General features: G+C 60.7%; 23 protein-coding genes. 13 read left to right on the top strand and 10 right to left on the bottom strand.

Annotated elements, in window-relative coordinates:
* Positions 1-431 precede the first annotated feature (431 nt).
* Complete coding sequence (locus FV227_RS07135) at positions 432-1,838, top strand: AAA family ATPase (protein ID WP_147858650.1); 1,407 nt, start codon at positions 432-434, stop codon at positions 1,836-1,838.
* Positions 1,839-1,867: 29 nt separating this feature from the next.
* Positions 1,868-2,692, top strand: a complete 825-nt coding sequence (locus tag FV227_RS07130) for a DUF4435 domain-containing protein (protein ID WP_187274716.1) — start codon at positions 1,868-1,870, stop codon at positions 2,690-2,692.
* A gap of 569 nt (positions 2,693-3,261) precedes the next feature.
* Here the strand turns inward: FV227_RS07130 and FV227_RS07125 are convergent.
* Together FV227_RS07125 and FV227_RS07120 are read right to left on the bottom strand one after the other, a co-directional pair.
* Complete coding sequence (locus FV227_RS07125) at positions 3,262-3,819, bottom strand: chemotaxis protein CheB (RefSeq protein WP_147858648.1); 558 nt, start codon at positions 3,817-3,819, stop codon at positions 3,262-3,264.
* 203 nt (positions 3,820-4,022) lie between these two features.
* A complete protein-coding gene (locus tag FV227_RS07120; protein ID WP_147858647.1) occupies positions 4,023-4,310 on the bottom strand; it encodes a hypothetical protein in 288 nt (95 codons plus the stop codon).
* Positions 4,311-5,320: 1,010 nt separating this feature from the next.
* Here FV227_RS07120 and FV227_RS07110 point away from each other — a divergent pair.
* Together FV227_RS07110 and FV227_RS07105 are read left to right on the top strand one after the other, a co-directional pair.
* Entirely contained in the window at positions 5,321-5,671 is a 351-nt protein-coding gene (locus tag FV227_RS07110) for an MmcQ/YjbR family DNA-binding protein (RefSeq protein ID WP_147858645.1), read from the top strand.
* 431 nt (positions 5,672-6,102) lie between these two features.
* Positions 6,103-7,230 carry a diguanylate cyclase gene (locus tag FV227_RS07105; RefSeq protein WP_348642516.1) on the top strand — a complete coding sequence of 376 codons (1,128 nt, stop codon included), beginning with the start codon at positions 6,103-6,105 and terminating at the stop codon, positions 7,228-7,230.
* A gap of 9 nt (positions 7,231-7,239) precedes the next feature.
* Here the strand turns inward: FV227_RS07105 and FV227_RS07100 are convergent, their stop codons facing one another.
* Positions 7,240-7,857, bottom strand: coding sequence for a GNAT family N-acetyltransferase (locus FV227_RS07100; protein WP_147858643.1), 618 nt, complete (start codon positions 7,855-7,857; stop codon positions 7,240-7,242).
* Here FV227_RS07100 and FV227_RS07095 point away from each other — a divergent pair.
* Both FV227_RS07095 and FV227_RS07090 read left to right on the top strand, forming a co-directional pair.
* Positions 7,841-8,104, top strand: coding sequence for a hypothetical protein (locus FV227_RS07095; RefSeq protein WP_147858642.1), 264 nt, complete (start codon positions 7,841-7,843; stop codon positions 8,102-8,104). The genes FV227_RS07100 and FV227_RS07095 overlap by 17 nt on opposite strands.
* Positions 8,105-8,243: 139 nt before the next feature.
* Positions 8,244-8,717, top strand: a complete 474-nt coding sequence (locus FV227_RS07090) for an SRPBCC family protein (RefSeq protein WP_147858641.1) — start codon at positions 8,244-8,246, stop codon at positions 8,715-8,717.
* Between the two features lie 24 nt (positions 8,718-8,741).
* Here the strand turns inward: FV227_RS07090 and FV227_RS29735 are convergent, their stop codons facing one another.
* On the bottom strand, positions 8,742-9,083 hold the full coding sequence (locus FV227_RS29735) for a hypothetical protein (RefSeq protein ID WP_246686622.1): 342 nt from the start codon (positions 9,081-9,083) through the stop codon (positions 8,742-8,744).
* A 147-nt stretch (positions 9,084-9,230) separates the two neighbouring features.
* Here FV227_RS29735 and FV227_RS07080 point away from each other — a divergent pair, with 147 nt between their 5' ends.
* Complete coding sequence (locus FV227_RS07080; protein WP_147858640.1) at positions 9,231-10,121, top strand: ImmA/IrrE family metallo-endopeptidase; 891 nt, start codon at positions 9,231-9,233, stop codon at positions 10,119-10,121.
* A 25-nt stretch (positions 10,122-10,146) separates the two neighbouring features.
* Here FV227_RS07080 and FV227_RS07075 read toward each other — a convergent pair whose 3' ends face one another.
* Positions 10,147-10,797 (bottom strand): hypothetical protein, encoded by a 651-nt coding sequence (locus FV227_RS07075; protein WP_147858639.1) that lies wholly within the window; start codon positions 10,795-10,797, stop codon positions 10,147-10,149.
* Between the two features lie 798 nt (positions 10,798-11,595).
* Here FV227_RS07075 and FV227_RS07065 point away from each other — a divergent pair.
* The 3 genes from FV227_RS07065 to FV227_RS07055 all read left to right on the top strand — a co-directional run bounded on the left by FV227_RS07065 (position 11,596) and on the right by FV227_RS07055 (position 13,573).
* Positions 11,596-12,207, top strand: a complete 612-nt coding sequence (locus tag FV227_RS07065; protein WP_147858637.1) for a plasmid pRiA4b ORF-3 family protein — start codon at positions 11,596-11,598, stop codon at positions 12,205-12,207.
* A 550-nt stretch (positions 12,208-12,757) separates the two neighbouring features.
* The gene (locus FV227_RS07060; RefSeq protein ID WP_147858636.1) at positions 12,758-13,060 is read left to right on the top strand and encodes a hypothetical protein; all 303 of its coding nucleotides are present in this window, start codon (positions 12,758-12,760) and stop codon (positions 13,058-13,060) included.
* Positions 13,061-13,213: 153 nt separating this feature from the next.
* Positions 13,214-13,573 carry a hypothetical protein gene (locus FV227_RS07055; protein ID WP_147858635.1) on the top strand — a complete coding sequence of 120 codons (360 nt, stop codon included), beginning with the start codon at positions 13,214-13,216 and terminating at the stop codon, positions 13,571-13,573.
* Positions 13,574-14,664: 1,091 nt separating this feature from the next.
* Here FV227_RS07055 and FV227_RS07045 read toward each other — a convergent pair.
* On the bottom strand, positions 14,665-15,672 hold the full coding sequence (locus tag FV227_RS07045) for a site-specific integrase (RefSeq protein ID WP_147858633.1): 1,008 nt from the start codon (positions 15,670-15,672) through the stop codon (positions 14,665-14,667).
* A 667-nt stretch (positions 15,673-16,339) separates the two neighbouring features.
* Between FV227_RS07045 and FV227_RS07030 the strand changes: the two genes are divergently transcribed.
* Together FV227_RS07030 and FV227_RS07025 are read left to right on the top strand one after the other, a co-directional pair.
* On the top strand, positions 16,340-17,230 hold the full coding sequence (locus FV227_RS07030; protein ID WP_147728060.1) for a metal-dependent phosphohydrolase: 891 nt from the start codon (positions 16,340-16,342) through the stop codon (positions 17,228-17,230).
* A 56-nt stretch (positions 17,231-17,286) separates the two neighbouring features.
* Positions 17,287-17,511: a hypothetical protein gene (locus tag FV227_RS07025; RefSeq protein WP_147728059.1), complete on the top strand. Its 225-nt coding sequence runs from the start codon at positions 17,287-17,289 to the stop codon at positions 17,509-17,511.
* A 187-nt stretch (positions 17,512-17,698) separates the two neighbouring features.
* On the opposite strand, the gene FV227_RS07015 is transcribed toward FV227_RS07025, so the two are convergent.
* From FV227_RS07015 to FV227_RS07005, 3 genes are all read right to left on the bottom strand, one after another.
* Positions 17,699-18,643 (bottom strand): ribose-phosphate pyrophosphokinase, encoded by a 945-nt coding sequence (locus FV227_RS07015; RefSeq protein ID WP_147728058.1) that lies wholly within the window; start codon positions 18,641-18,643, stop codon positions 17,699-17,701.
* A gap of 171 nt (positions 18,644-18,814) precedes the next feature.
* Positions 18,815-19,042 (bottom strand): DUF4170 domain-containing protein, encoded by a 228-nt coding sequence (locus FV227_RS07010; protein ID WP_147728057.1) that lies wholly within the window; start codon positions 19,040-19,042, stop codon positions 18,815-18,817.
* A gap of 147 nt (positions 19,043-19,189) precedes the next feature.
* Positions 19,190-19,792 (bottom strand): PAS domain-containing protein, encoded by a 603-nt coding sequence (locus tag FV227_RS07005; protein WP_147728056.1) that lies wholly within the window; start codon positions 19,790-19,792, stop codon positions 19,190-19,192.
* 156 nt (positions 19,793-19,948) lie between these two features.
* Here FV227_RS07005 and FV227_RS07000 point away from each other — a divergent pair, with 156 nt between their 5' ends.
* A complete protein-coding gene (locus FV227_RS07000) occupies positions 19,949-20,698 on the top strand; it encodes a GNAT family N-acetyltransferase (RefSeq protein WP_147858631.1) in 750 nt (249 codons plus the stop codon).
* 35 nt (positions 20,699-20,733) lie between these two features.
* On the opposite strand, the gene xseA is transcribed toward FV227_RS07000, so the two are convergent.
* On the bottom strand, positions 20,734-22,395 hold a 1,662-nt coding region (gene xseA / locus FV227_RS06995; protein ID WP_348643781.1), incomplete at its 5' end, for an exodeoxyribonuclease VII large subunit.

Genomic DNA, 22,395 nt, shown 5'->3' with positions numbered 1-22,395 from the left:
GGGTCCTGCGCTCGATTCCGCCTCGCCGTTTTCTTGAGTGCTTCGCATTGGAACTCGTCGCTGCACCATGCGGAACAGCTAGAGGGCGAGGCGGTTAGCGCAGGCTCAACCTATGCCGCTACACTCGATTTCACCGTTTCTGCCTATGAAACGGAAGTGGCGTGCCCGAAAGGCACCGGATCATTGATTCCCAGATTTCTATACTTCCGAGCATTGAACGTATCGCAACTAAACCTGTTCCTAGAGTAACTTAAGACGGATGCGTGAAATTTTTTGGCTTTAAGCGTTCGCCGGAACGGTGAAATGAAACTTATGCAATATGAGTGTTTTGCCTTGCGTCACTTGGGCAAAATGATAAGTTTCTAACTAAATCATCGTCAGAGCGGCTCAATCGTTCGCGACGTTGACCTTACAGATGGTATTTAATTATCATGAAGCTTAGATCGTTTTTTTGCGCAGGATTAAATCATTATCTAAATTTTGACATCAATTTATATGACGACGTTTCATTTTTGCATGGCATTAATGGTTCGGGTAAAACAAGTACGTTGCGGGCTATTGCTGCTCTGCTGACACCTGATCCCGTTTGGCTTGCAAGCGCAGCTTTCGATATATTACGTGTGGAATTCGAGCACGAAGGACAGTCGTGGTCGATCTCGTGCGCAAAGTACCAAGAGGGAGAAATCAATATTAGCATATCGGGCGGAGTTAGTTGCAGTAGCCACATTTCAGACCGAGATATCGTTGCGATCTCCCGATACGCTGCCGATGAATCGTATCGTTACCTTGGCATGGACGTTGACGAAGCAGCCCATAGACTTCAAAAATACATTGAAAGTAATGATGCTTTATTGGCTATATCGAAACTTCCGGCACCAATATTCTTAGGCCTTGACCGTACCACGCTTACTCCATTCGACAACCCCCATAAATCGCCGAGATCCGGAAGCCACGTGCCGCCATCTCGCATGAGGACCGTTCACCCTTATTTTCGCACGCAGCTCGATGATGCGGTTTGGGAAGCCGAACGCATCCTCGTTGCCGAGCTTTCTGAGCTAAGCGCGAAGAAGAACAAGATCTTTGAGAAACTTCGCAACCAATTTGTATTATCTTTGTTTCACATTCCCGAAGGCTCTCCAATTCAAGCTGGACAAGATTGGAACGACTCTTCATTAGACAAATACAAGCAAATGTTTGAATCTATTACCGATGCACTTGTAAAAATTAATATTTCTGACGAAGATATTGTCTCGGCAGTTGTCCCTTTTTTCAATAAAATTGAAGAATTGCATACTAGCGCATCAAAGGCGATGAGAAGGTTTGAAAAAAACAGATCAAAAGACTCTAAACATATACCTTCAGATGCTCTCATGAATATTATGAAGCGTTTTTTCGAGATGCAGCCTTTCCTGCTTATGATGGAAAGTGCTCTAAGTCGAATTGAGAAATCAAACAACGATGAAAGAATGGCTTCCGAGCCGATTGAAGGCTATAAATCGATCATAAATGGGTTCCTCGAAGACTCCCGAAAAAGTCTAGTGTTCACGAACAACTCAGTTCAAGTAAGCCTTCCTTCTGGAGACCTATCGGAAATCACGGCGCTGAGTTCAGGGGAGCGACAGTTATTCGTTTTAATAACTCACCTTGTATTTAATCGCCAAATGCGTGGAGCTAATATTCTACTCATTGACGAACCAGAGCTTTCTTTACACCTTAAGTGGCAAAGGCAGTTTGTACCCTCTATCCGTAAGGCAAGCCCTGATACTCAGATGATTCTTGCAACACATTCCCCAGAGATTGTATTCAATCGTACCGATCGTCTGATCCCACTATCGTAATGAGCAATTTCAGGTTTTCCGATGGAGCAATGGCAGCTTACGCCGCCTTATATAGTACCTCCAATGATATAGACATTTACGTCGAAGACCGGACCCTTGTCGGCCTATACGAAATGATCGTCCGAAAAGTTTTTGGCGGAGCTATTCGGCTAGCAGCAGTCACGCCACTTGGCAGCAAAGCAAACGTTGTTAGAGAAGCGCTGCGCCTCCAGAATGACGGTGCAAGGAAGAGATTTTTCTTGGTTGATGGTGATTTCGATTGGTTTTCAGCCGGATTAGCAGAAATTAAGGATTTATATTACCTTAATTGTTATTCGATAGAGAATTTTGCGTGGCATTACGCGGCGGTCCTTGACACGGCAAAAATTCTGGCTCCGGAAAAAAGTCATGCGGAAATTGTTCAAAGCTTGCCCGCAACGATGTTTGCTACGTTTGAGAGTGACATCAAACCACTTTTTATATTGTACGCTATCTGCATGCGGATGAATGCGACGTGTGAAACCGTGGGATATTCATTGATTCGATTGATTGACCGTCAGAAGCTTGTAGTGGACAACAGATTGTTGATAAATCGAATTCGTGAAATATACTTGCATCTCAGAACTTTAGGATCGCTAGCTGATATAAAGCGCGCACGAAGCGCGGTGATCAATGAGCTATTACAAAAAGGAGCGGTAGATAGCCGCCTAATTTCGGGAAAAGACTATCTAATGCAGTTCTTGCTTCTCGTCATGCAGTCAAAATATAATTTTCGAGGAAACTCTAGGCAACTCGCAAGTATGATTATAAATCAATCGGATTTAACTGTCGATCCGCGATTAAAACACGAATTACTCGCTCGCATGCCAAAATAAAATTTTAATTACTAAAGAAATTGTTTTTATTCTATAAAGGTATTCTGCTGGACCTATCTACGACCCCAAGAGTGTGATATACTCTGGCAGTTCCGGGATGCGCCGCCAGAAATGAACTTGCGAGAATTCCACATATAGAAGGGTGGCATCGTTGAGGTTCGCCGCACTCCGCATCGCATCGCGGACGGCGCGCATCGCGCGATCCGGTTGCGAGTCCATGTAAGCGACCTCGCCGACGAGTTCGCCCGCCAGTTCTCGGACGTGTTGGCGCACCCGCTCACGCTGGTAGCGGATCGTCCTGCTCGCCGTCGCTAATGCGTCTACGTCCCTCGGCAGGGTTGGAAAGCCAGCGAGTTAATCGGCAGCGTCCAGTAGAACCCGACGAAGGCGTCCCGCACGATGCTCCTCCCCTGCCAGCCCGGACAATTCCGACAGCTTGGTTACGAGCAGGGTAGAGCGGGCTACATTCCCTCGTCCTCCCACGGGGCGGAACAAGATGACCAGCATGAACCTGACCAGCCAACTAGTGGTCGGAACCTAACACTTGGTACCGTCCCCTCCGCGCTGCTTCAGCCTTTGACCAATGCCGCCACGCGAGCCACGATCTCTGCAACCGGCAGGCTGGCGTCAGGATGATCGGCCATGATTGCCGCCCAAGGCATTGCAGGCTGCTCGGCCTCCTCAGGCTTCTGGACGAGGGCCAAGCCGCCGCGTGCCTTGACGGTCGCCAAACCATCTGCACCGTCCGCACCATAGCCGCTGAGCACGATACCAACGACGCGTTCGCCGTAGGCCTCGGCGGCCGACATGAACAGCGGGTCCGCCGCAGGACGGGTGAAGTGAACCTTCGCCCCTTGATCGAGGCGGATCACGCCGTGATCCAGGTGCATGTGCTTGTCGGGAGGAGCGACGTAGACGCGACCGCCCTCGAAGGGCTCGCCATCCTCGCCATGGGAAACGCGTAGGCGGCTCGTCATGCTCAGCATCTCAGGCACGATGCTGGGATGACGGCCGATGTGCCAGACAATGAATACCGACGCTGAGCAACCTGCCGGTAGCCCTCCGATGATCTGTCGAAGCGGTGCGAGGCCGCCGGCTGATGCCGCGATGACGATGATGGGTCCCATGTGACCGCCAACAGTGCCTGAGGTGGAATGTTCAGAGGCAAGATTGCGGAAGACCCCGTTCTCCGGGGGGCATCCTCCTATGCGATCCGATCACCCAAGCGGCACGTCCGCATACCGACCGGTACGGATGTTCAAAGCGGGTACCAATCGTCAGCTTTTCCCCACTGGTGATGGTAGCAGCCGACCGCACTATTTGCGCAGGATTAAGCGCTTACAGCAATATCCTGATCATCCCGCATGGCTTCAGCGACGCTGCTGAACGCGGCGATGACTGCTCCTGCGTTAGCTTCGCGGATCATCTCCAAATCGGCGTAGCTGGCCCCAGGGATCTCGATACTCGACATCTCGGCACTTAGACTTTGTCCAAGCGCACGCACCCGTACCGGCGACATGCCGCTCTGCTCGAACACCAGAACCGCTACCGTTTGCATGAGCACCCGCAAGGCTGAAGCCTCGGCATGCCGTTCAAGCGTATCATCATCGATCGCCATGGCCATCCTGCCAACCGGCTCACGTTCAAGTCCAATCCCTCGACGCAGGCCATGCATCACCTTGAATATCTATACAACCTTCGGTTGCATATAGCAATATGGTTTCTACGGGGGCTGCTCACCGTTCGATCATAATTGCAAGATTTGCCGCTCCCCGCAGTCCATTCGCCACCGGGTCCAATCCTTCGATAAACGAGGGCGCCTTCCCGATCTGCAATCCGGATACGAAAGACGATGACGGTTGGTACCGGCCAGAGGCGAGTTGGGCGCAGCCGGAAGAACCAACCTGATGCTTCGGAAATGGCAAGGGATTGACGTGCTCCGCCCTCCACCCGCAGTCTTGAGATTAAAGCGTGCTGCGAAGGCGTTGCGTTGGCCCTTTTTCACTGTGATCGAAAACAGTTGATGCCGGAGGCCCCGCTCGATCACGCCTAAGCAGAACCAACCCTCCAAAGATTGCGGCAGAAGCTTGACCATTGAGGGAGGATCTGATTTCATCCCAATAGTTGACGATCGGATATTGATTCCGATTGCATGAGGGCCTTCCGATGTGCACTCACAAAATATATTACATATTTTCTAAAGTGAGTGACGACACTGCGTTCTGTGCGGTGCGCCAAGACCAGCCAATCCCAGCATTTCTGGATGGCTCGAACTGGCTTTTCGCGAGAACATTTGAGGCTCCCTTTGATAAACCGCTCGGCTTTGACTTTGATCAAGCCGAGGCTGCCACGCACAAGAGAGATACCTACTTCTTCCGCCGAGGGTTTTCCTTCATGGCGAGCTGGCACGAGTTGGAGGCCGCTTAAACCAAGCTCTGATTTAGCGCATGGCGGTAAATTACCTGCCGCAGTAGCTTTGCCGAGTTGGGCGCTCGCCCCTACAGCACGCCATGGAAAAGATCTACGCCCTCCTAGTGGTCAAAATCCAACGTTTGGCACCTATGGTGTGAAGGCCTTTCGGTCCAGCAGGATTGTTTACCCTCAGCCTCAATCAGCGATTGATCAGGTATGACCTGGGATGACGTGCTCGCAATTGGGTTGAAGCTGCTCCACATAGAGGCTGCGACATCCTACGGGACGCCCGCCCTTAAGGTGAGGGGAAAACTCATGACACGCCTACGTGCCGAGGATGACAGCCTCGTTCTTCACAGCGTGCCGCCGGATGAACGCGAGATTTTGTTTGCGGCCGATCCCCGAGTCTTCCACATCACCACCCACTACGAGGGGTATCCTGCCGTTCTTGGTCGATTAGCAGCCTTGGAGACTGTGTCCCTTTGGCCCTTCCTCGTACGTCGCTGGAGAGAGGTTGCACCGGATCGTGCCGTGGCCAGCTTCGATGCAGCGCAGGCCAAGAGCTAAGCGGCTGGGTTTGTTAAGCCTGTTTTCACCCTAGGCCACCTCATAGACTTGGGTACCATCCGTCAGACTTCGACCACTAGACGGCGCTGACTCGGCCTGGGCTCGGGCTGGCCCAGAGTCCCTGACGGCGCTGAAGCGGCATAAAGGCGGCTTCCCGGCCCCCTTTGCGAAATATGGCGTTCCGTGCGACGACCTTGCGGGGCTGTTAAGGCAGAGCGCATAGCTGATGCCTTAAATGCGTTGATCATTCTGAAATAGATGAAGGCTAAGGCTTCCTTGAACTCCGCCAAGGTAGCCTCGATGCAGCCATGCATGCCCAGATAGAGAAAGCCTTGTGCCGTCCTTGGTATTGCTTGAGCCTGCCTATCGAGCTTGAAGCGAAGTACCGAATGGAAACAAGCCGGCAAGGCGGCAGCTATGTGCGGTCGTGGTTGGGCGTCTTCATCCTTTTCAACATTTTGTCTCTGCCAATGGATTACGACGCGTTCGGCCCAGAGGCAGCGCTCGTCCCATTTCTGCTGACGTTGGGCGTATTCTGCCCCCTTGCATGTGCCGCCATCGTCTTCCTGCGAGGGCACCCTACGGTCCTGCGGCAATCCCTAGCAGCGCTTGGGGTCGTACTGGTGGATATAGCCATCGTCCTCAACAGTGCCCGTTTGGTCCCAGCTCTGCGCAGTGATGGCTACGTGATCATTGCTGCCATCGTCCCATTGGTTTGCGGTCTAATTGCGCCACTACCCTTCCGGCACAGTCTCTGGTTCTGCGGGACATCCTTAGTCCTTTACGTCGGCCTTGTGGTGGGATTTGGCCTCACGGAAGCGAGCGGCAGCGGCCTTCCGCTGCTAGTTTCCTGCTTAATCCTCGCACCTCTCAAAGTGAGCTACTCCCGAGAGTGGGAGGCCAAGCAGAGGTTCCTCGTGGTCCAGAGGGAGAAGATGCAAGCGGGCGCTCTCGCTCAAGCGAACATGCGTCTCACCACGCTCGCTCAGACTGATGGACTCACCGCCCTCGCTAATCGCCGACACTTCACGGAACAGCTAGAGAACGCATGGGCAGAAGCGAAGGAACGCCAGGAATGGCTAGGCGTGATCCTCGTTGATATCGATCACTTCAAGCTCCTCAACGATACCGCTGGGCACGCAGAGGGAGACCGCTGTCTAGTTTTGGTGGCGGAGGCGTTGAGGGAAGCCCTCGCGCCATACGGAGGCCTCGTGGCTCGACACGGCGGTGAGGAGTTCGCCGCTTTTCTACCGCTGGCAACCATTGAAGTGGCCCACTCCGCTGGCGAGGCGATCCGCGCGGCTGTGGCGACCCTAGGATTGCAGCACCCCGGATTCCGAAATGGCACGAGAATAAGTGTCAGCGTTGGTACAACAGCTATTTTGGGCCACTCGCAAAGACAGCAGCCCGAAGCCTTCCAACTTCTTAAGACCGCCGACCTCGCCTTGTACTCTGCTAAGAAGAGTGGAAGGGATCGGGTCAAGAGCCTATCAACAGCAACGAATACGAGTCGTATCGCGATTGCTGTTGTCTCGTATCGGGGAGTGGGAGACTCGTAAGCTTACCGTTTACCGAAACATTTCGAACCGTCTATGTCGATAACCCAAACTATCAATTTGCTGATCTTCATCAATCACCGCAAAATCTTGCGACCGGTAAAATTGAACGGCTGCATCATTTTCTGCAAATACGTGCAGTCTCAATCGCTTATGGCGATTTTGTGCGGCATGCAGGAGAGTTGACCCAACTCCCCGACCGAACTTTGGGCGATCTACGTACAACGCGGAGATATAACCATTACCATCCAAGGTGATGAAGCCGATCACAGAACCGTAGATTTCAGCAATCAGGGTTTCAGAGCATCCCAGAAGAAGTTCCAGATGCTGACGCCCCATGGTCTGCTCATAGCGTTCTAGGAACGAATGAGAGTCGGGGAACGTACGGTCGAAGACCGCAAGAACCGAAACTCGGTCAACTTCGCACTTGTAGGGCCGGATGTGCATCGCCTGTGAGTAGCCTCCTCGATAGACAGCCTTACCGCTCAGGCCGCCAAAAGTCCGTGCTTCATGCGAAAAATTCGGCACGCGATGAATGGGAACACGGGGTGCCATAGAGGGGTGGGCGGCCAAATATGCCGTTGGCACAGCAGGGAGGCAGGCAGCATCGCCGATGACAGGGACCGACAATTATCTCCAAGCGCTCTTCGATCAGGTAGCGGCAGAGCAAGCATATCTTGACCGTCTGGGCGAAGCGAATGACGCCCAGCCGGGTGGTACGGAGACCCAACCTACATCAGTTCCCGCCGTGTCGTTGATGATCACGAATCAGCAACGCGCCGCGCTGCGTGAGCTTGGCTATTCGGATGAGGTCGTTCGGCTGATGACGCCCGCTGAGGCGCACGCCCAACTTGGGCTAAGCAAGCTGAGGCTCTGACTGCGACGTCACCGGCCCATGCCTTAGCGATTATCCCGTTCACACATACACGATTGGTATAGCTTCGCTTCAATTGTGCGCTAGCTGGTTCCTTGGCGTGCTCAGACGCGCTCAAGAACCATCATTGAGGAAACGCTAGATGTTCAAATCCGCCATCCCAGCAGTAGCACTGGCTGTTGTCGCCGGTACGCCTGCCTTCGCATTGGAGGTAACGAAAACCACTATGATCGCGGCCTCACCTGATGCGGTGTGGAAGACCATCGGCGGTTTCTGTGGCATCGGCAATTGGCACCCGGTCATTGAGACGTGCGCCTTGTCGAAGAACGGCGGGAAAGAGCAACGGACCCTTCACCTAAAAGGCGGTGGACTGCTCGTCGAGCAAGAGCAGGACCGCGACGATAAGAAGATGGCCTACACCTACACGATCCTGTCTGGACCGCTGCCGGTGGAGGACTACAGGTCCACGATCATGGTCGAGAAGGAAGGTAGCGGTTCCATAGTCACGTGGACCGGCAGCTTCAAGGCGAAGGGCGCTCCCGACGACAAGGCCAAGGACGCGATCGCAGGCGTCTACGATGCTGGCCTGAAGGGCATCGCCGCGAAGGCGAAGTAAGCAGGTTTAGCCGAAGCGGGGGGCCTAGGCCTGCCCCTGCTTCGGCGTCTTCGCAATCAGCTTCAGCGCCGCATCAAAGTCGGCCTCGTCCTCACTTGCACCAGCCTTAGGCGCCGCTTCAATGAACCGGCGGCGCTGTTCCTCGGGCGTCAGCTTTTCGGCTCCGAGTTTGCTATGTAGCTTGTCCACCTTCGCCCGCGACGATGCGATAGCATTCATACTTTCCTTGAGGCTACCCGCAGTTGCAGCCATGCTACGCGTCCTCAATGCAACACCAGCACCGGACGCGACGACAGCGGCGTCCGTCGTGTGGCGCTCCGGGTCAGCTTTCTTGCCGGACGGCTTGGTGAGGGTGCCTGTCAGCATCGGCGGTCCATAATCAAAAGACAAGCTCGATCGTATTGACTCTTTGTACGGGTTACCGCCTGCACGAACTCCCGGCAGTCCGGTCTCAGGATCGCCGGTGCGTCCCGGCCTGATAAATCGATCTGGGTGTAGGAAGGGGCTCAGCGAATGCCGGTCAGCAGGAAGGATCTGGCGGATGCGCGCTCACCTGAAGCGCTTGTGAAACGCATCCTTCAAGCCGAGCCGAACCTTCAGGTGCCCGTGCCGATTCTAGATTTGTGCGCGTGCCTCGGCATCCTCAGAATCGAGGATTTCGATACTGACGAGTTCGAGGGCAGCCTCGTTACCGATGCGACCCGGTCCGAGGGCATCATCCTCGCCAAGCGTGGGGGCGAACTGCGTCGCCGCTTCACTATCGCGCATGAACTCGGCCACTTCCTAATGGCGCACCATATTCCCGATCAGGCCGGTCGCTTCCTGTGCAAAAAATCTGACCTAATGCGTGTAACAGCCGAGGAGGGTGACCAGCGGCAGCGCAGAGAGGTCGAGGCCAACCGTTTCGCCAATCTCGTGCTGATGCCCCCACACCTACTGCGGGCAGCTATGACGGCGTTTCGCGAGCCTCATCTGCAACACGTTCTCGCACTCTCGGGCGACTTTGCAGTCGGGAAGGAAACGGCGGCTCGCGCCTATGTCCAGTACCACCCCGAGCGGATCGCCATCGTCGTGGTGGGTAATGGACGGGTGCAGCGGTGCTATCGCAGCCTCTCCTTCCCGCCCGTCATCTGCGCAGTCGGAAGCCCGGTCCCGGCACACTCGCTCTATCGCAGCAGCTCTTATCGGCCGAACATCGTGAGCGACATCACCGCGAGCAGTTCCGACCTCTGGATCGATGTGAAGCGCGACCTTCGCGCGCCGGCCCTCTTCGAGCAGGTGTACCTCCAGCAGAACGGCTTCGCGATGATCCTGCTGCGTCTAGAACCCGTCCCGGAGGAAAGCGCGGAGGAGCGCAAGCAGGAGGAGGGCTGGCGTTACCGCTTTCACTCCGGGCGACGGTAGCTGAGACACAGCCCGGTGCTAAGATCTACTTGGCTACCGGGGCTGCCGATTTCGTCTCAGGATCACCCTCGCGGTTCTGATCGACTGCACTCCCGGTAGGTTCCTTCTGAGCGGTAACCTGCTGGCGCGTTACGCTGAGCAGTTTGTCAAGCGTTGCCAACTCCTCCGTCTTCGCCTTTAAACCCTCCGCAGCTAAGGAAATCTGGCCTTGAGTCTCTGCGAGCTTGTTCCGGGCAGCCTCCAGCTCAGAGATGCTACTCAGCTTCTCCGCGTTCAACTTCGCTACATCATTTTCAAACTGATATCTCTGAGCTTGTACGAGAGCTATATCTCGCTCAGTCGTCGCCAAAGCATCGCTCGACTGTTGAGCCCGCGCCTGAATAGCAACAAGCTGCTGCGCCTGGGCGCTGACCATCTTGTCAGCTTCCTCCGCTCTCTGCTGCAACTCGCTGCGGCGCAGATCTAAGGCGGCAAGCTCCTCCCGAGCTGTCACGAGCTTCTGAGTGGCTAGCTTACCTTCCTGCTCGTTTGCGGCGACTCTGGCCTGCAACTCGGTGAGCGTTCCTGTCGTCGCCTGTTGCTGTGCGAGTTGCCGCCGGAGGTCTTCTTGGGCTGTCACGAGCATGGTGATGTGCCGAGCATGCGACCGGCGCTCATTGCTTTGCTGGACGGCCATGATGATCCCGACAGCGAGCAAGGCGACGACAGCGATGGCCAACCCGAGCGGGACGGGCCGGCGTAGCTCCGAGACGGTTCCAAGTGCCACAGGGCGACCTCACAGGCTGGAGGGTAGGAGAGCTATCAACGCGAGGATAGGTCGGGTGGCTCCGCTTTGGGCTGAGGTGTATGAGCGGTCAGAGGCGTTCACCTACGACGGGCTTAGCCCATTATAGGGCCCGCTGATCACTCGCTGGTTCTATCTGGTCCTGGCGTGAGAAGACCCACTAGGATGCGGAAGTCAGCGGCCTTTACGGTGTTCCTTGTGGCCGCCCTCACGCCCACCCTCGCGCTGGCCCGGCGGGTGATCGTCGAGGATGGCACCGCTGAGCGGGACCTCCAGGGTGCGGCGGCCTTCCTCGCTCTGTTCCCCGTGGTAACCGTGGCGGTCTTTGCGATGGCGCGGTGGATAGGGTGGCGCGAGTAAGCTGGCGGCATTTGGCAATAAGCTGGCTGGTGGACTGCCTGGGCGTCTTTGAAAGCCACACGACCGCTCACGGCCTGCTGGACGACCGCCTCGCGCACCGCCGGGTCTGCCATCAGCCGCTTGCCAGCCACTTAGCGAGGGGGAGAACGTCGCGACTCGACGCGATGGCCCTCGTCCAGCTAAACCCCTCATCGATCAGCTACAATCTCCTTTCGACGGAACTATATGTTCGCTTGAGCAAGCGGAGCTTTCAAGACATTGGCAACTGTATCAGCTCGGTACGGCCTCTTCTTGGATTGCACCCAGCGACCTCGTCGGTAACCTCGCGCCATGCCCGAGCCGAGTCGCATCGCCCGCCTTCGCATCACCCTGGACGATACCGAGCCGGCCGTCTGGCGGATCGTTGAGGTGCCGCTCTCAGCCAGCCTCAAGCTTCTCCATGAGGTGATCCAGGCGGCGATGCCCTTCCAGGACTACCACCTCTTCCAGTTTCAGGAAGGGGCTGTCCGCTACGCCATCCCCGACCCGGAGTGGCCTGACGGAAACACTCGCAGCGCGAAGACCACCAAGCTCGGGGCACTCCTGGACCGGGGCACCATCGACTTCGCCTATACATACGATTTCGGGGACAACTGGCAGCATACCGTCACGGTCGAAGAGGTCGGCCCGGCGGACCCCGATGTTGCCTACCCGCGCTTCCTCGACGGGGCGAGGCGGGCACCACCCGAGGACGTGGGTGGGACGATGGGCTTCGAGGAGTTCCTGGAGGCTGTCACCAAGCCTCGGCACCGCGAGCGCAAGCGGATGCTCGATTGGTACGGCGGCCCCTTCGATCCCAATGAGCTGGACCGCGAGACCATCGAGGCGAGCATGTCGAAGCTGGCCCGCCGCCGTGCCACCGGACAGGCTGCTTTTGCAAAGAGCCGACCGCAACGGTCATGACGGTTTGGCCGGGGCGAGAAGACAGCAAGCAAGGTATGCCGGCAACCGGAGCCAATTGAACACGAGCGGCCATGGCGACGCCGATCAGCATTCGCGCTTCAAAATTGCGAAGGTTGAGCCCTACCCAGAAAATCTTCGCAAACATCATCAATTTATAATGCGCCCCGCAAAGTTCGGAGGCAGCGTCTCCAATGCCGAGACCGCGAGTTTATTTCGGCTGCACCTTCGCCGGCACACCCGGTTCCGACATGTTGGCGAAGGTGCAAGCGTTGCCCTGACACGCTTTGCGGCTTGGATTTGGTGCTGCAACCCTTCCATGAGGATGAGGGCAATGGACCACCAAGTGCCACAAGGGACGGCAGGCGACTGGGGCACCACTGCTGTTATGATAGTCTTCGTTGCGCTGATAATCGAAGGCTTTTTCCTTCTTGCCTGCCTGTTATGGATAGACCTGTAACGGGTCGCGGTCGTTGCAGACAAAAGCAAGGCGTCATTCCATCAGCATAAGTGCCATTGGGTTTGTCGGCCTGATGCCAACCTGGAGGTAGCTATGATCCCTTACCGAGTGAGCGTCTTGGCCCCTGATGCCAACGACCAGCGAAGCCATGAGGTCAAACTCTACGCGACCTATGCCGAGACTGACGACGATGCGTTGCACACCGTGTCAGATATGATGCCTGATGGATGGCGGGTGGATCGGATTGTCGGCCTGCTGTCTCGCGTCGAGGTCGAGAGGCTGCGTCTGTCTCACGGCGAGGTGCGGGAAGTTTCATCCTTCACGATTGGCGGCTTGTTCCTCCCGGAGGATGCTGAGCACGCGAGCAACAGTGATAAGCCGAGTATGACGCACTGAGGCCATGCTTGTGGCATTGTCCGGGGCGGATCGGCCGTCTACGCCGACCAAGCACGATGGCAACCCCAAGCCTGCCATCGAGTCGCCGGCTGAGGCTGGCCCGGCCGTTGCCTCCGCCTCAGTCTCGACAAGCGCTCAGGTTACCTCCGTCCTATGATGAAGACCTCCCGCATACTCGGCTGGCTGCTCCTGGCGGGAGTTGTCTTCGCGACGCTCGCGCCCATCGGCCTCCGACCCGTCAGCGATGCCCCGGTCTCCCTTGAGCGCTTCGGCGCCTACGCGGTGGTGAGTTTCCTGTTCGCCCTCGGATACCCGAACCGCCGTTGGCAGATTGTGGGAGGGCTGATCGCGCTCGCTGGTGCGATGGAAGCGATCCAGAACCTTGAGCTAACCCGGCACGGCCGCTTCGGTGACTTCGCGGTGAAGGCCGCTGGGTGCTGGTTCGGGGTCTTGGTTGCCATCGTCCTCGCCTTCATCCCAGCGAGCATGGCGAAGGCCGAGGGGCGGGTTTAAGCTCGTGCCACACTGCGTCGCATCTCATCCCTCGATGAGAAGAGGCTTATCCGACGCACGACCCTAGTCTACAGCTATTGCATCTGACGAATGATCCCACTCGATACGTGGGTGTCTGACTCGCGGGCTGGGCAAATGGATGACAACAATGCCCGCGCTTCCAGCGACCGCGACAATCTCACAGCACCAAAATACCACGTCCAGCATGGTCGTTGCCCTTTTACCAGCTCCCAGGATATGCGTGGCCAAACGTGGTTAACATTCCGTTTCGCTGAGAGGGCGGCACGGCATAGCTATCTCTAAGACCCGCCCTACCAACACCGCATTTGCTACCGCCGCACTTTCGTTGAGCTGGTGAAGCGTCCGCAGCGTAGTCTCAGCTTGCTTTCGTCTCCCAGCGCACGTGGCTTTGACCGTTAGTCTTCCCAGAGAAGCCTATTCTCCCGAGCGACGGCCGCCGCTTCACCGCGTTTAGCGAGCGCCTTGGATGGCATGATGCCGGCTCAGCATGCGAAACAGCTCACCAGCTGCACGCGAGGCCTTTGGTGGCAATGTCACCCATTCTCGATTTCTCTTTGGTGAGTGCTTCGACCTCCGTAGGCTTAAATAGTGCGATGGGCTGGACCCTCGTAGGCGCGTTCGCCCTTGTCCTTATGAAATGAACTTGCCCTGCTGGGGCGCAGATTTAACATATGATGCGGGCTACGCATGCCCTGGTACGCAGAAATGCCATGGCTAAACTCGCCTACTGGTTGTAGCAGAGGGATCGTGTCCGCTCGGAGATCACATGCCAACATCCGTCGCTGCGAAGAAACTACCCGTAGGCGAAGTGACGTTTCTTGGTCGTGGTCAGGGCGTGTTGACGGGTTTGAAGCTGCTGCTGAGAGTTTGTCCGCAATGCTCGCAGAGAAACGCTCGTCAGACAGAAGCAAAAGGCTACTGTCAATGGTGCGCCTATGTGCCGTCGTTGGGTGACGTGGAGCCGGCAAGGTCCACATAGTGATTTAGGCTCACCTGACAATTTTTGCTTGATATAGAAGCGTAGAATCTATCTTTTTATTAGGGTACTTCTGCATTGCGTATATAGCGGGTCAAAACGGCCCAAGCCGGGCAAGCTTCTCCGCAAGGGCTTCCGGTCGCAGGTGGGTGTACCGCATCAGCATTCGGGTATCACGGTGGCCGCTTATGAGGGCGACCTCAGGAATGCTCAAGCCCATTTCGAAAAACCGGCTCACGGCCTCGTGCCGGAGGTCGTGGTAGCGGAAGTCGGGGAGGGGGGCTCGCTTCATCACCCACCGCCACGCCGTCTTCACCGCCTCCTCAGTCGTTGGGAAAACCCGAAGCTCCCCTGAGATTGCCACGATTGTCCGCTGACGGAGGAGTTCCAAGGCCCTCCCGGTCAATGGAATAATCCGTGCGTGGCCGTTCTTCGTGGTTGGGATGAGCAGGGTGCGCTTGGTCCACTCGATGTCCTGCCACCGCAACCGGAGGACTTCCCCCCGCCGCATGGCGGTCTCTAGGCCGAGTTCGACCATCGGAAGGACATTCGGGTTCCGGGACCTTCGGCATCCCTCCCGTAAGACCTCCCACTCTCCGGGCTCCAGACGCCGTGACCGGCCATTGAGCACCTTGGGCTTCACTACGAGGGCGAAGGCGTTCTCGGAGAGAGGCACGTCCCAGACTTTTCGCGCAACCTCGAAGGCGTGCCGATACAGGGCCAGCTCACGGTTGATGGTCGCAGGTTTCACCGTCCGCATCCGGTAGTCTCGGTGGGCGGCCACCTTGGCTACCGTGAGCGCGCTCAGGGGCACCTTCCCAATGGCATGTTTGAGGAGGACCTTCATCGCCATCGCCTCACGGACGGCTCCTCGCTTTGTCGGGCTCACGGTGTCTCGGTAGCGGACCATGATGTCACCAACGGTGAGGGTGTCGAGAATCTTGAGGCCCACGGGGAGACCTCTCCGGTCCGCCTGTGTCTCAGTCTGCCGTGCCCAGGCCTGCGCATCTGCCTTGACGAGGAATGAGCGCGTAATCGTCGCCGAGCCTTTGCGCCGGACTTGGACGTGCCATCGATCGTTCCGCTTCCTGATCGTCGCCATGGATTTCGCTCACTGTGCCCAGATTGTGCCAGCGAGTTCTGCGAAGACGATTCGAAGCCGCTTTCCCTACTTTCCCCTCCGCCTTTCCTGTGAGATAAGGTCCTATGGGATAACGACTTTCAGTGTCGCTGAGACCACCGAGGAAGACCTGATGCACACGGTCTTCCCGCACCCGACGCTATCCGAGATGATGCACGAGAGCGTGCTGGATGCTTATGGGAAGGTGATCCATACTTAAATATATTTTTTGTCAGCACTAGAGAAGGAGTTTTATCTTCTCTAGTGCCAGATTTAAAATTTTTATGCTGTCATTTATTCTACAAATTTCTTGCCTATAATTATTTCGGATTATGATCTGCGTATACAGCCAATCTCCATCGGATATCGCCTTGCTGCGCCGTATGTTCATGATGTCTTTGCGGCGGCAAAGTGTGCCCGTTTGCAATTCCAATTTCACGATTGCAGCCTTAGCACCGGTATATACCTGCAGGTGGGGCCGAATCTCCCGGTGAATAGATGGTATCGAACGCGTCCGAGTTGTTCTTCTGGACATAAGCGTCATATTTATAAGTAGCCAAAATTCCCTCCCAGCGGTCGCACGATACGTTACCTCAGGTTATATATTCCTTCAAAAAGCATCCTCAAGTCAATTGTGGTAAAATTTTTTATGCTCGACGCCACAAAGCTCCTTGCCAACGCCCTCGGCGAGCATCTCGCCCTGGTCTACCGGCGCACCTTCGGCAGCCGGGAGCCGGGCTATGTCGAGGTGATCGAGGAATCGGCGCGGTTGACGATCGAGCGGATCGTGCAGAGCGACGCGCTCTACCACGACGCCTACCACACCACCCTGGTGACGCTGGTCGCCCAGGACATCCTGCGCGGGCGCTTCGTGGCGCAGGGGGTGTCGCCGCGCGACTGGCTGCACGCGATCCTGGCCGCGCTCTACCACGACATCGGCTACGTCCGCGGCGTCTGCGCCGGCGACACGCGCACCCGGTTCGTGATCGACCGCGCCGGCACCACCGTCGGGCTGCCGCGCGGGGCGTCCGATGCCGGGCTCACGGCGCACCACGTCGAGCGCTCGAAGATCGCGGTGTGGGAGCGCTTTTCCGACCACGAGTTCGTCGATGCCGGCCGGGTGGCCCGCGCCATCGAGCTGACGCGCTTCCCCGTGCCCGACGACGGCGACCACGCCGAGACCGCGACGGAGGCCGGGCTGATGCGCGCGGCCGACCTCATCGGCCAGCTCGGCGATCCGCTCTACCCGCGCAAGCTCAACGCGCTGTTCCACGAGCTGAAGGAGGCGGGCCTGTGCGAGCCGCTCGGCTACGTCGACCCGGCGGATCTGGCCGAGCGCTACCCGAGCTTCTTCTGGGGCAAGGTCGAGCCGGTGATCGGCGACGCGATCCGCGCCCTCGACCTCACCGTGGAAGGCCGGCGCTGGGTCGCCAACCTCTACGCCCACGTCTTCGCGATCGAGCACGACCGCCGGCGGATGGGGCCGCATCCCGGCTCGGGCGAGCCGGCCCCGTCTCCGCCCCCTTCCGCGACCCCTTGACCGAACCTTAACCGATCTGGTGTGTTCTCGTTATGTTCTCAAACGAGTCGCACCCCATGCCCGTCGCCTCCGCTCCCGCCCGCCGGGCCGACCTGCCGCCCGGCCGCTGCCCGGTCGAGGACATCGCCCGCGCCTACCTCCTCACCAGCGCGGGCGACGCCGACCTCGCCCTGCGCTGCGTCATCGCCGACGCGCTCTCCGACCTGCTCGAAGCCGACCGCCGGGCGCGCGAGCGCAGCCGGCTGATCTCGCGGGGCTTCGTGCGGGGACGGGACGGCTGAGACGAGCATTCGTCCCATCCATCTCCCTCATCCTGAGGTGCCCGCGTCAGCGGGCCTCGAAGGAGCCCTCCAGAACCCGCGGCGAAGGCTGGAGGGCTCCTTCGAGGCCTCCGCTTCGCTGCGGCGCCTCAGGATGAGGGGGATGGATGGGGGGAGGGCGTCCTTCTTCGGGCCGCCCGGCAAAGGCTTAGTCGAACAGGCTCGACACGCTGGCCTCGGTCGCGGTCCGGCCGATGGCTTCGCCGAGCAGCGGGGCGATCGTCGCGACGCGGATGTTGCGGGCGAGCTTGACGGCCTGCGTCGGCTGGATCGAGTCGGTGATCACCAGCTCCTTCATCCGGGAGGCGGCGATGCGCGAGACCGCGCCGCCCGAGAGCACCCCGTGGGTGATGTAGGCCGAGACCTCCTTGGCGCCGGCGTTGAGCAGGGCTTCGGCCGCGTTGACGAGGGTGCCGCCGGAATCGACGATGTCGTCGACGAGGATGCAGGAGCGGCCCTCGACGTCGCCGATGATGTTCATCACCTCGGACTCGCCGGCGCGCTCGCGGCGCTTGTCGACGATGGCCAGCGACGCGTCGATGCGCTTGGCCACCGCGCGGGCGCGGACCACGCCGCCGACGTCGGGCGAGACCACCATGCGGTCGGTGCTCGTCAGCCGCTCCTTGATGTCGCGCACCATCACCGGCGCGGCGAACAGGTTGTCGGTCGGGATGTCGAAGAAACCCTGGATCTGGCCGGCATGGAGGTCGAGCGTCAGCACGCGGTCGGCGCCGGCCTCGGTGATCAGGTTGCAGACGAGCTTGGCCGAGATCGGGGTGCGGCCGGAGGTGCGCCGGTCCTGCCGGGCGTAGCCGAAATACGGGATCACCGCCGTGATGCGCCGCGCCGAGGACCGGCGCGCGGCGTCGATCATGATCAGCAGCTCCATCAGGTGGTCGTTGGCCGGGTAGGAGGTCGACTGGACGATGAACACGTCCTCGCCGCGCACGTTCTCCTGGATCTCGACGAAGATCTCCATGTCGGCGAAGCGCCGGACCATGCACTTGGCGAGCGGCAGTTCCAGGTATCCGGCGATCGCCTCCGCCAAGGGCCGGCTGGCATTGCCGGCGATGATCTTGATCGAAGACTTCATGCCTGCGGGCTCAACATTTGGGGTCTCGGGCCGAGACACGTCCTGAAGACCTGGAACGACCGGCCGATCGACAGGCCCGTCGGCATCCGCGTCGATCGGGCTCTTATCAGCGCGGTCGAACCGTCACAATGGCCGGCGCCGCGCCGGCCCGCGCTCTGCACAGCCGGCGCCCTACGGCTCCAGCAGCCGGTGGAGGTGGACGACGAAGTACCGGGTCTGCGCGCTGTCGACGGTGGCCTGGGCCTTGGCGCGCCACGCCGCCTTGGCCGAGGCGTAGTCGGGAAAGATGCCGACGATGTCGAGGCCGGCGAGGTCCTTGAACCGGATGCCCTCGATGTCCTCGAGCTCGCCGCCGAAGACGAGGTGGAGCAGCTGGTCGCTGGCGATCGTCGTGGTCACGGGTCTCTCCTGGTCGCGGCACGCGCGCCCTCAGGCAGGACGCGTGCCGCAGGGCGCGGCATCGCCGGGCGCGTCGCAAACCCCATCGCCGCCGTCAAGCCCGCCCGGCGCGGACCCGCCAAGCGCAGACCTGCCGGGCCGACGCCGTCAGTGCCGCGAGGCCTCGCGCTCGGCCTGCGCGATCTCGCGGCCGATCTGGAACAGCAGCCGGTCGGTCATGCCGCGCAGGGCCTCGGACCCGCTCTCGGCGACCGCGGCATGCAGCGCGATGCAGAGGTCGGCGGCGCGCAGCAGCGGCGCCTCCTGCTCCGGATCCGGCGCGGCCACCACGTAGCCGGCCTCGGCCTTCCGCCCTTCGGTGATGTCGATCAGGATGCCGGTGCTGCGCACGGGCCGGCCATGCGGATCGTGGAAGACCCGCCCGCGGCTCAGGACCCAGCGCGGCTGCCCGGAGAGCATCCCGGCGCGGTACTCCGCCAGCACGAGGCCGCCGACGCGCATCGCGCGCTGCACCTCGGTCGTCATCCACGGCAGGTCGTCGGGGTGGATGCCGGCGACCGCCTCGTCGAACTCGAGTTCGCTCCCGGCCAAAGCGGCGTCGCCCGCCAGGAGCTCGGCGGCCCCCCGGTCGTAGCGCACGCGACGCGTGACCGGGTTCCAGTCCCAGGTGCCGACGACGCCCGACGCCTGGAGGGCGGCATGCAGCTCTTCCGCCGCATGTCCTCTCTCGTCGATGCCGTCGAATTCCATCGGCCTGCCAAAGGTGTCATGAGGATCGGAAACGTCGAGCAACAATTCACATACGGTTTCGACTTCGTCGATACAACCACACGTTAAGACCCTGGGCGGTCGGGTCCGCCTCCGTCCGTGATAGGAACCGCCCCCCGGGCAGCCCGCGGACAAGGCATGTCACAGCACGACGACCTCGCTTGGACGGCGGAAGCGGCCTGCCGCGACGCATGGCCCGCGGCCCGTCAAGATCACCTCGACGGATGGCTGCTGCGCGCCTCGGGCGGGCCGACCCGGCGGACGAACTCGCTCAATCCCACCCGCGGGCCGCGCGGGCCCGCCGCCACGGCGATCGCGGCCTGCGAGCGCGAATACGCGGCGCTCGGCCAGCCGGCGATCGTGCGGGTGGTCAGCCTCGCGCCGGAGCTCGACCAACCGCTCGCGGACCGGGGCTACGGCGCGGAAGGCCATGCGCTCACCCTGTTCGCCGCCCTCGACGGGGTGCCGGCCGGGCTCGATCCGGCCGTGCGGCTGATGCCGGCGCCCGACGCCGGCTGGCTCGCGCTCCGCGCCCGGCTTGCCGACGCGGGCGCGGAGGCCGCCGCGATCTACGCCGCGATGACCGGCCGCATCCGCGGCCCCCGCGCCTTCGCCGCCCTGGAGCGAGCTGGCGAGACCGCCTCGATGGGCTACGCGGTGATCTGCGGATCGCTCGCGGTGATCGAGTCCGTCGCGACGCCGGAGCGGCTGCGCGGGCAGGGCCACGCCCGCCGCACCGTCGGCGCCCTGATGCGCTGGGCCCGCGCCAACGGCGCGACCGGCGCTTGCCTCCAGGTGGTGGCCGTGAACGAAGCCGCCCGGGCGCTCTACGACGGTCTCGGATTTCGCACCGAGCTGCTGCGCTACCACTACCGCCGGCCGGGCTGAGCCCGCGCGATCGCCGGGTCTTTTGTCGTCGGGATCTACGCCTCGAACAGCGAGCCCTGCGCGGCGGTCGGTGCGGGTGCGGCCGGCGCGGCCTTGGCCCGGCGCGGGGCGCGCTTCCGCGCCGGCGGGGCGCCCTCCGGCGCGGGTGCGGCCGCTTCCCCCTCGGTCCTGGCCGCCACGAGCCCGTCGGCGAACTGCAGCGTCACGGGCGTGCCCGCCGGCAATCCGAGGCCGGAGCGCAGCGCCGCGCCCGCGCCGTCGCGGACCAGCACGTAGCCGCGGGCGAGCACGGCGCGGTAGCCGAGGCTGCCGAGGAGGCCGCCGGCCCGTTCGAGCCGGGCGCTGCGGCGCTCGATCAACCCGGCCCCGGCCTGCACCATCCGCGCGTGCGACGCGGCCAGCCGCTCGCGCGACCGGGCGGTCTCGGTCTCGGCCCGGCGCAGCGTCGTCGTCCGCGCGACGACCAGCCGGTGGCTCAGCGCGGCGAGCGCGTCGCCCTTGCGGGTCGCGTGGTTGGCGAGCGCCTGGCGCGGCCGATGGTCGATCGCCGCGAGCCGCGCCCGCGCCCGGGCCAGAACCAGTTCCGGCGGATGCCGCACGAGCCGGTCGAGCAGGCGCGAGAACCGCTCGCGGAAGGCGCGGGCGTTGCCCGCGAGCGCCGGCGCGAGCCGGGCCTCGGCGAGGTCGAGCCGCTGGCGCTTGCCCGCCAGGAACGCGTCGGCGCCGGGCATCGCCCGCAGCGCCGAGCGGAAATCCGCGCCGAGGCGGTCGAGCTTGCGCTCCACCGCGCCGCGGCGGCGGCGGGTCAGGTCGTCGAGGGTGAGCAGCAGATCGCCCCGCACCGGCACCGCCATCTCGGCGGCGCCGGTCGGCGTCGGCGCGCGCCGGTCGGAGACGAAGTCGATCAGCGTGGTGTCGGTCTCGTGCCCGACCGCCGAGATCAGCGGGATCCGGCTCTCGAAGGCGGCGCGCACCACCGCCTCCTCGTTGAACGCCCACAGGTCCTCGATCGAGCCGCCGCCGCGGGCGACGATCAGCACGTCCGGCCGCGGGATCGCGCCGCCGGCCGGCAGCGCGTTGAAGCCGCGGATGGCGGCGGCGATCTCGTCGGCCGCGCCGTCGCCCTGCACGCGCACCGGCCAGACCAGCACGGGGCGCGGGAACCGGTCTTCCAGCCGGTGCAGGATGTCGCGGATCACCGCGCCGGTCGGCGAGGTCACCACGCCGACGACCTGCGGCAGGAACGGGATCGCCCGCTTGTGCTCGGCCGCGAACAGACCCTCGGCCGCCAGCGCGCGCTTGCGCTCCTCCAGCAGCGCCATCCAGGCGCCGATGCCGGCCGGCTCGAGGCTCTCGATGACGATCTGGTACGAGGACTTGCCGGGAAACGTCGTGATCTTGCCGGTGGCGACGACCTCGAGTCCCTCCTGCGGCTTCTGCCGCAGGCGATTGAAGGTGCCCTTCCACACCACCGCGTCGATGCGGGCGTTGCCGTCCTTGAGCGAGAAGTAGGCATGCCCCGAGCCGTGCTGCCCGCGAAATCCCGAGATCTCGCCGCGCAGCCGCACGTGCCCGAACGCGTCCTCCAGGGTACGCTTGAGCGCCGACGCGAGGTCGCCCACCGACCATTCCGGCTGGTTGGCGACCAGCACGGCCGCGGGCGGGACGTCCGCGGCCGGCGGCGACCTGCGGGGGGC

Source organism: Methylobacterium sp. WL119, assembly GCF_008039875.1.
GTDB lineage: Bacteria > Pseudomonadota > Alphaproteobacteria > Rhizobiales > Beijerinckiaceae > Methylobacterium.
The sequence above is the reverse complement of the archived record's forward strand: the minus strand, read 5'-3'. Positions and strand labels throughout refer to the sequence as shown.

Coding starts and splice junctions, on each gene's coding strand:
- FV227_RS07030 (WP_147728060.1), top strand. CDS start 16,340: ATGCTCGACGCCACAAAGCTCCTTGCCAACGCCCTCGGCGAGCATCTC.
- FV227_RS29735 (WP_246686622.1), bottom strand. CDS start 9,083: ATGCTGACAGGCACCCTCACCAAGCCGTCCGGCAAGAAAGCTGACCCG.
- FV227_RS07075 (WP_147858639.1), bottom strand. CDS start 10,797: ATGGCCGTCCAGCAAAGCAATGAGCGCCGGTCGCATGCTCGGCACATC.
- FV227_RS07015 (WP_147728058.1), bottom strand. CDS start 18,643: ATGAAGTCTTCGATCAAGATCATCGCCGGCAATGCCAGCCGGCCCTTG.
- FV227_RS07000 (WP_147858631.1), top strand. CDS start 19,949: ATGTCACAGCACGACGACCTCGCTTGGACGGCGGAAGCGGCCTGCCGC.
- FV227_RS07080 (WP_147858640.1), top strand. CDS start 9,231: ATGCCGGTCAGCAGGAAGGATCTGGCGGATGCGCGCTCACCTGAAGCG.
- FV227_RS07060 (WP_147858636.1), top strand. CDS start 12,758: ATGATCCCTTACCGAGTGAGCGTCTTGGCCCCTGATGCCAACGACCAG.
- FV227_RS07005 (WP_147728056.1), bottom strand. CDS start 19,792: ATGGAATTCGACGGCATCGACGAGAGAGGACATGCGGCGGAAGAGCTG.
- FV227_RS07095 (WP_147858642.1), top strand. CDS start 7,841: ATGACAGGGACCGACAATTATCTCCAAGCGCTCTTCGATCAGGTAGCG.
- FV227_RS07090 (WP_147858641.1), top strand. CDS start 8,244: ATGTTCAAATCCGCCATCCCAGCAGTAGCACTGGCTGTTGTCGCCGGT.
- FV227_RS07110 (WP_147858645.1), top strand. CDS start 5,321: ATGACCTGGGATGACGTGCTCGCAATTGGGTTGAAGCTGCTCCACATA.
- FV227_RS07025 (WP_147728059.1), top strand. CDS start 17,287: ATGCCCGTCGCCTCCGCTCCCGCCCGCCGGGCCGACCTGCCGCCCGGC.
- FV227_RS07120 (WP_147858647.1), bottom strand. CDS start 4,310: ATGGCGATCGATGATGATACGCTTGAACGGCATGCCGAGGCTTCAGCC.
- FV227_RS07065 (WP_147858637.1), top strand. CDS start 11,596: ATGCCCGAGCCGAGTCGCATCGCCCGCCTTCGCATCACCCTGGACGAT.
- FV227_RS07125 (WP_147858648.1), bottom strand. CDS start 3,819: ATGGGACCCATCATCGTCATCGCGGCATCAGCCGGCGGCCTCGCACCG.
- FV227_RS07130 (WP_187274716.1), top strand. CDS start 1,868: ATGGCAGCTTACGCCGCCTTATATAGTACCTCCAATGATATAGACATT.
- FV227_RS07055 (WP_147858635.1), top strand. CDS start 13,214: ATGATGAAGACCTCCCGCATACTCGGCTGGCTGCTCCTGGCGGGAGTT.
- FV227_RS07135 (WP_147858650.1), top strand. CDS start 432: ATGAAGCTTAGATCGTTTTTTTGCGCAGGATTAAATCATTATCTAAAT.
- FV227_RS07045 (WP_147858633.1), bottom strand. CDS start 15,672: ATGGCGACGATCAGGAAGCGGAACGATCGATGGCACGTCCAAGTCCGG.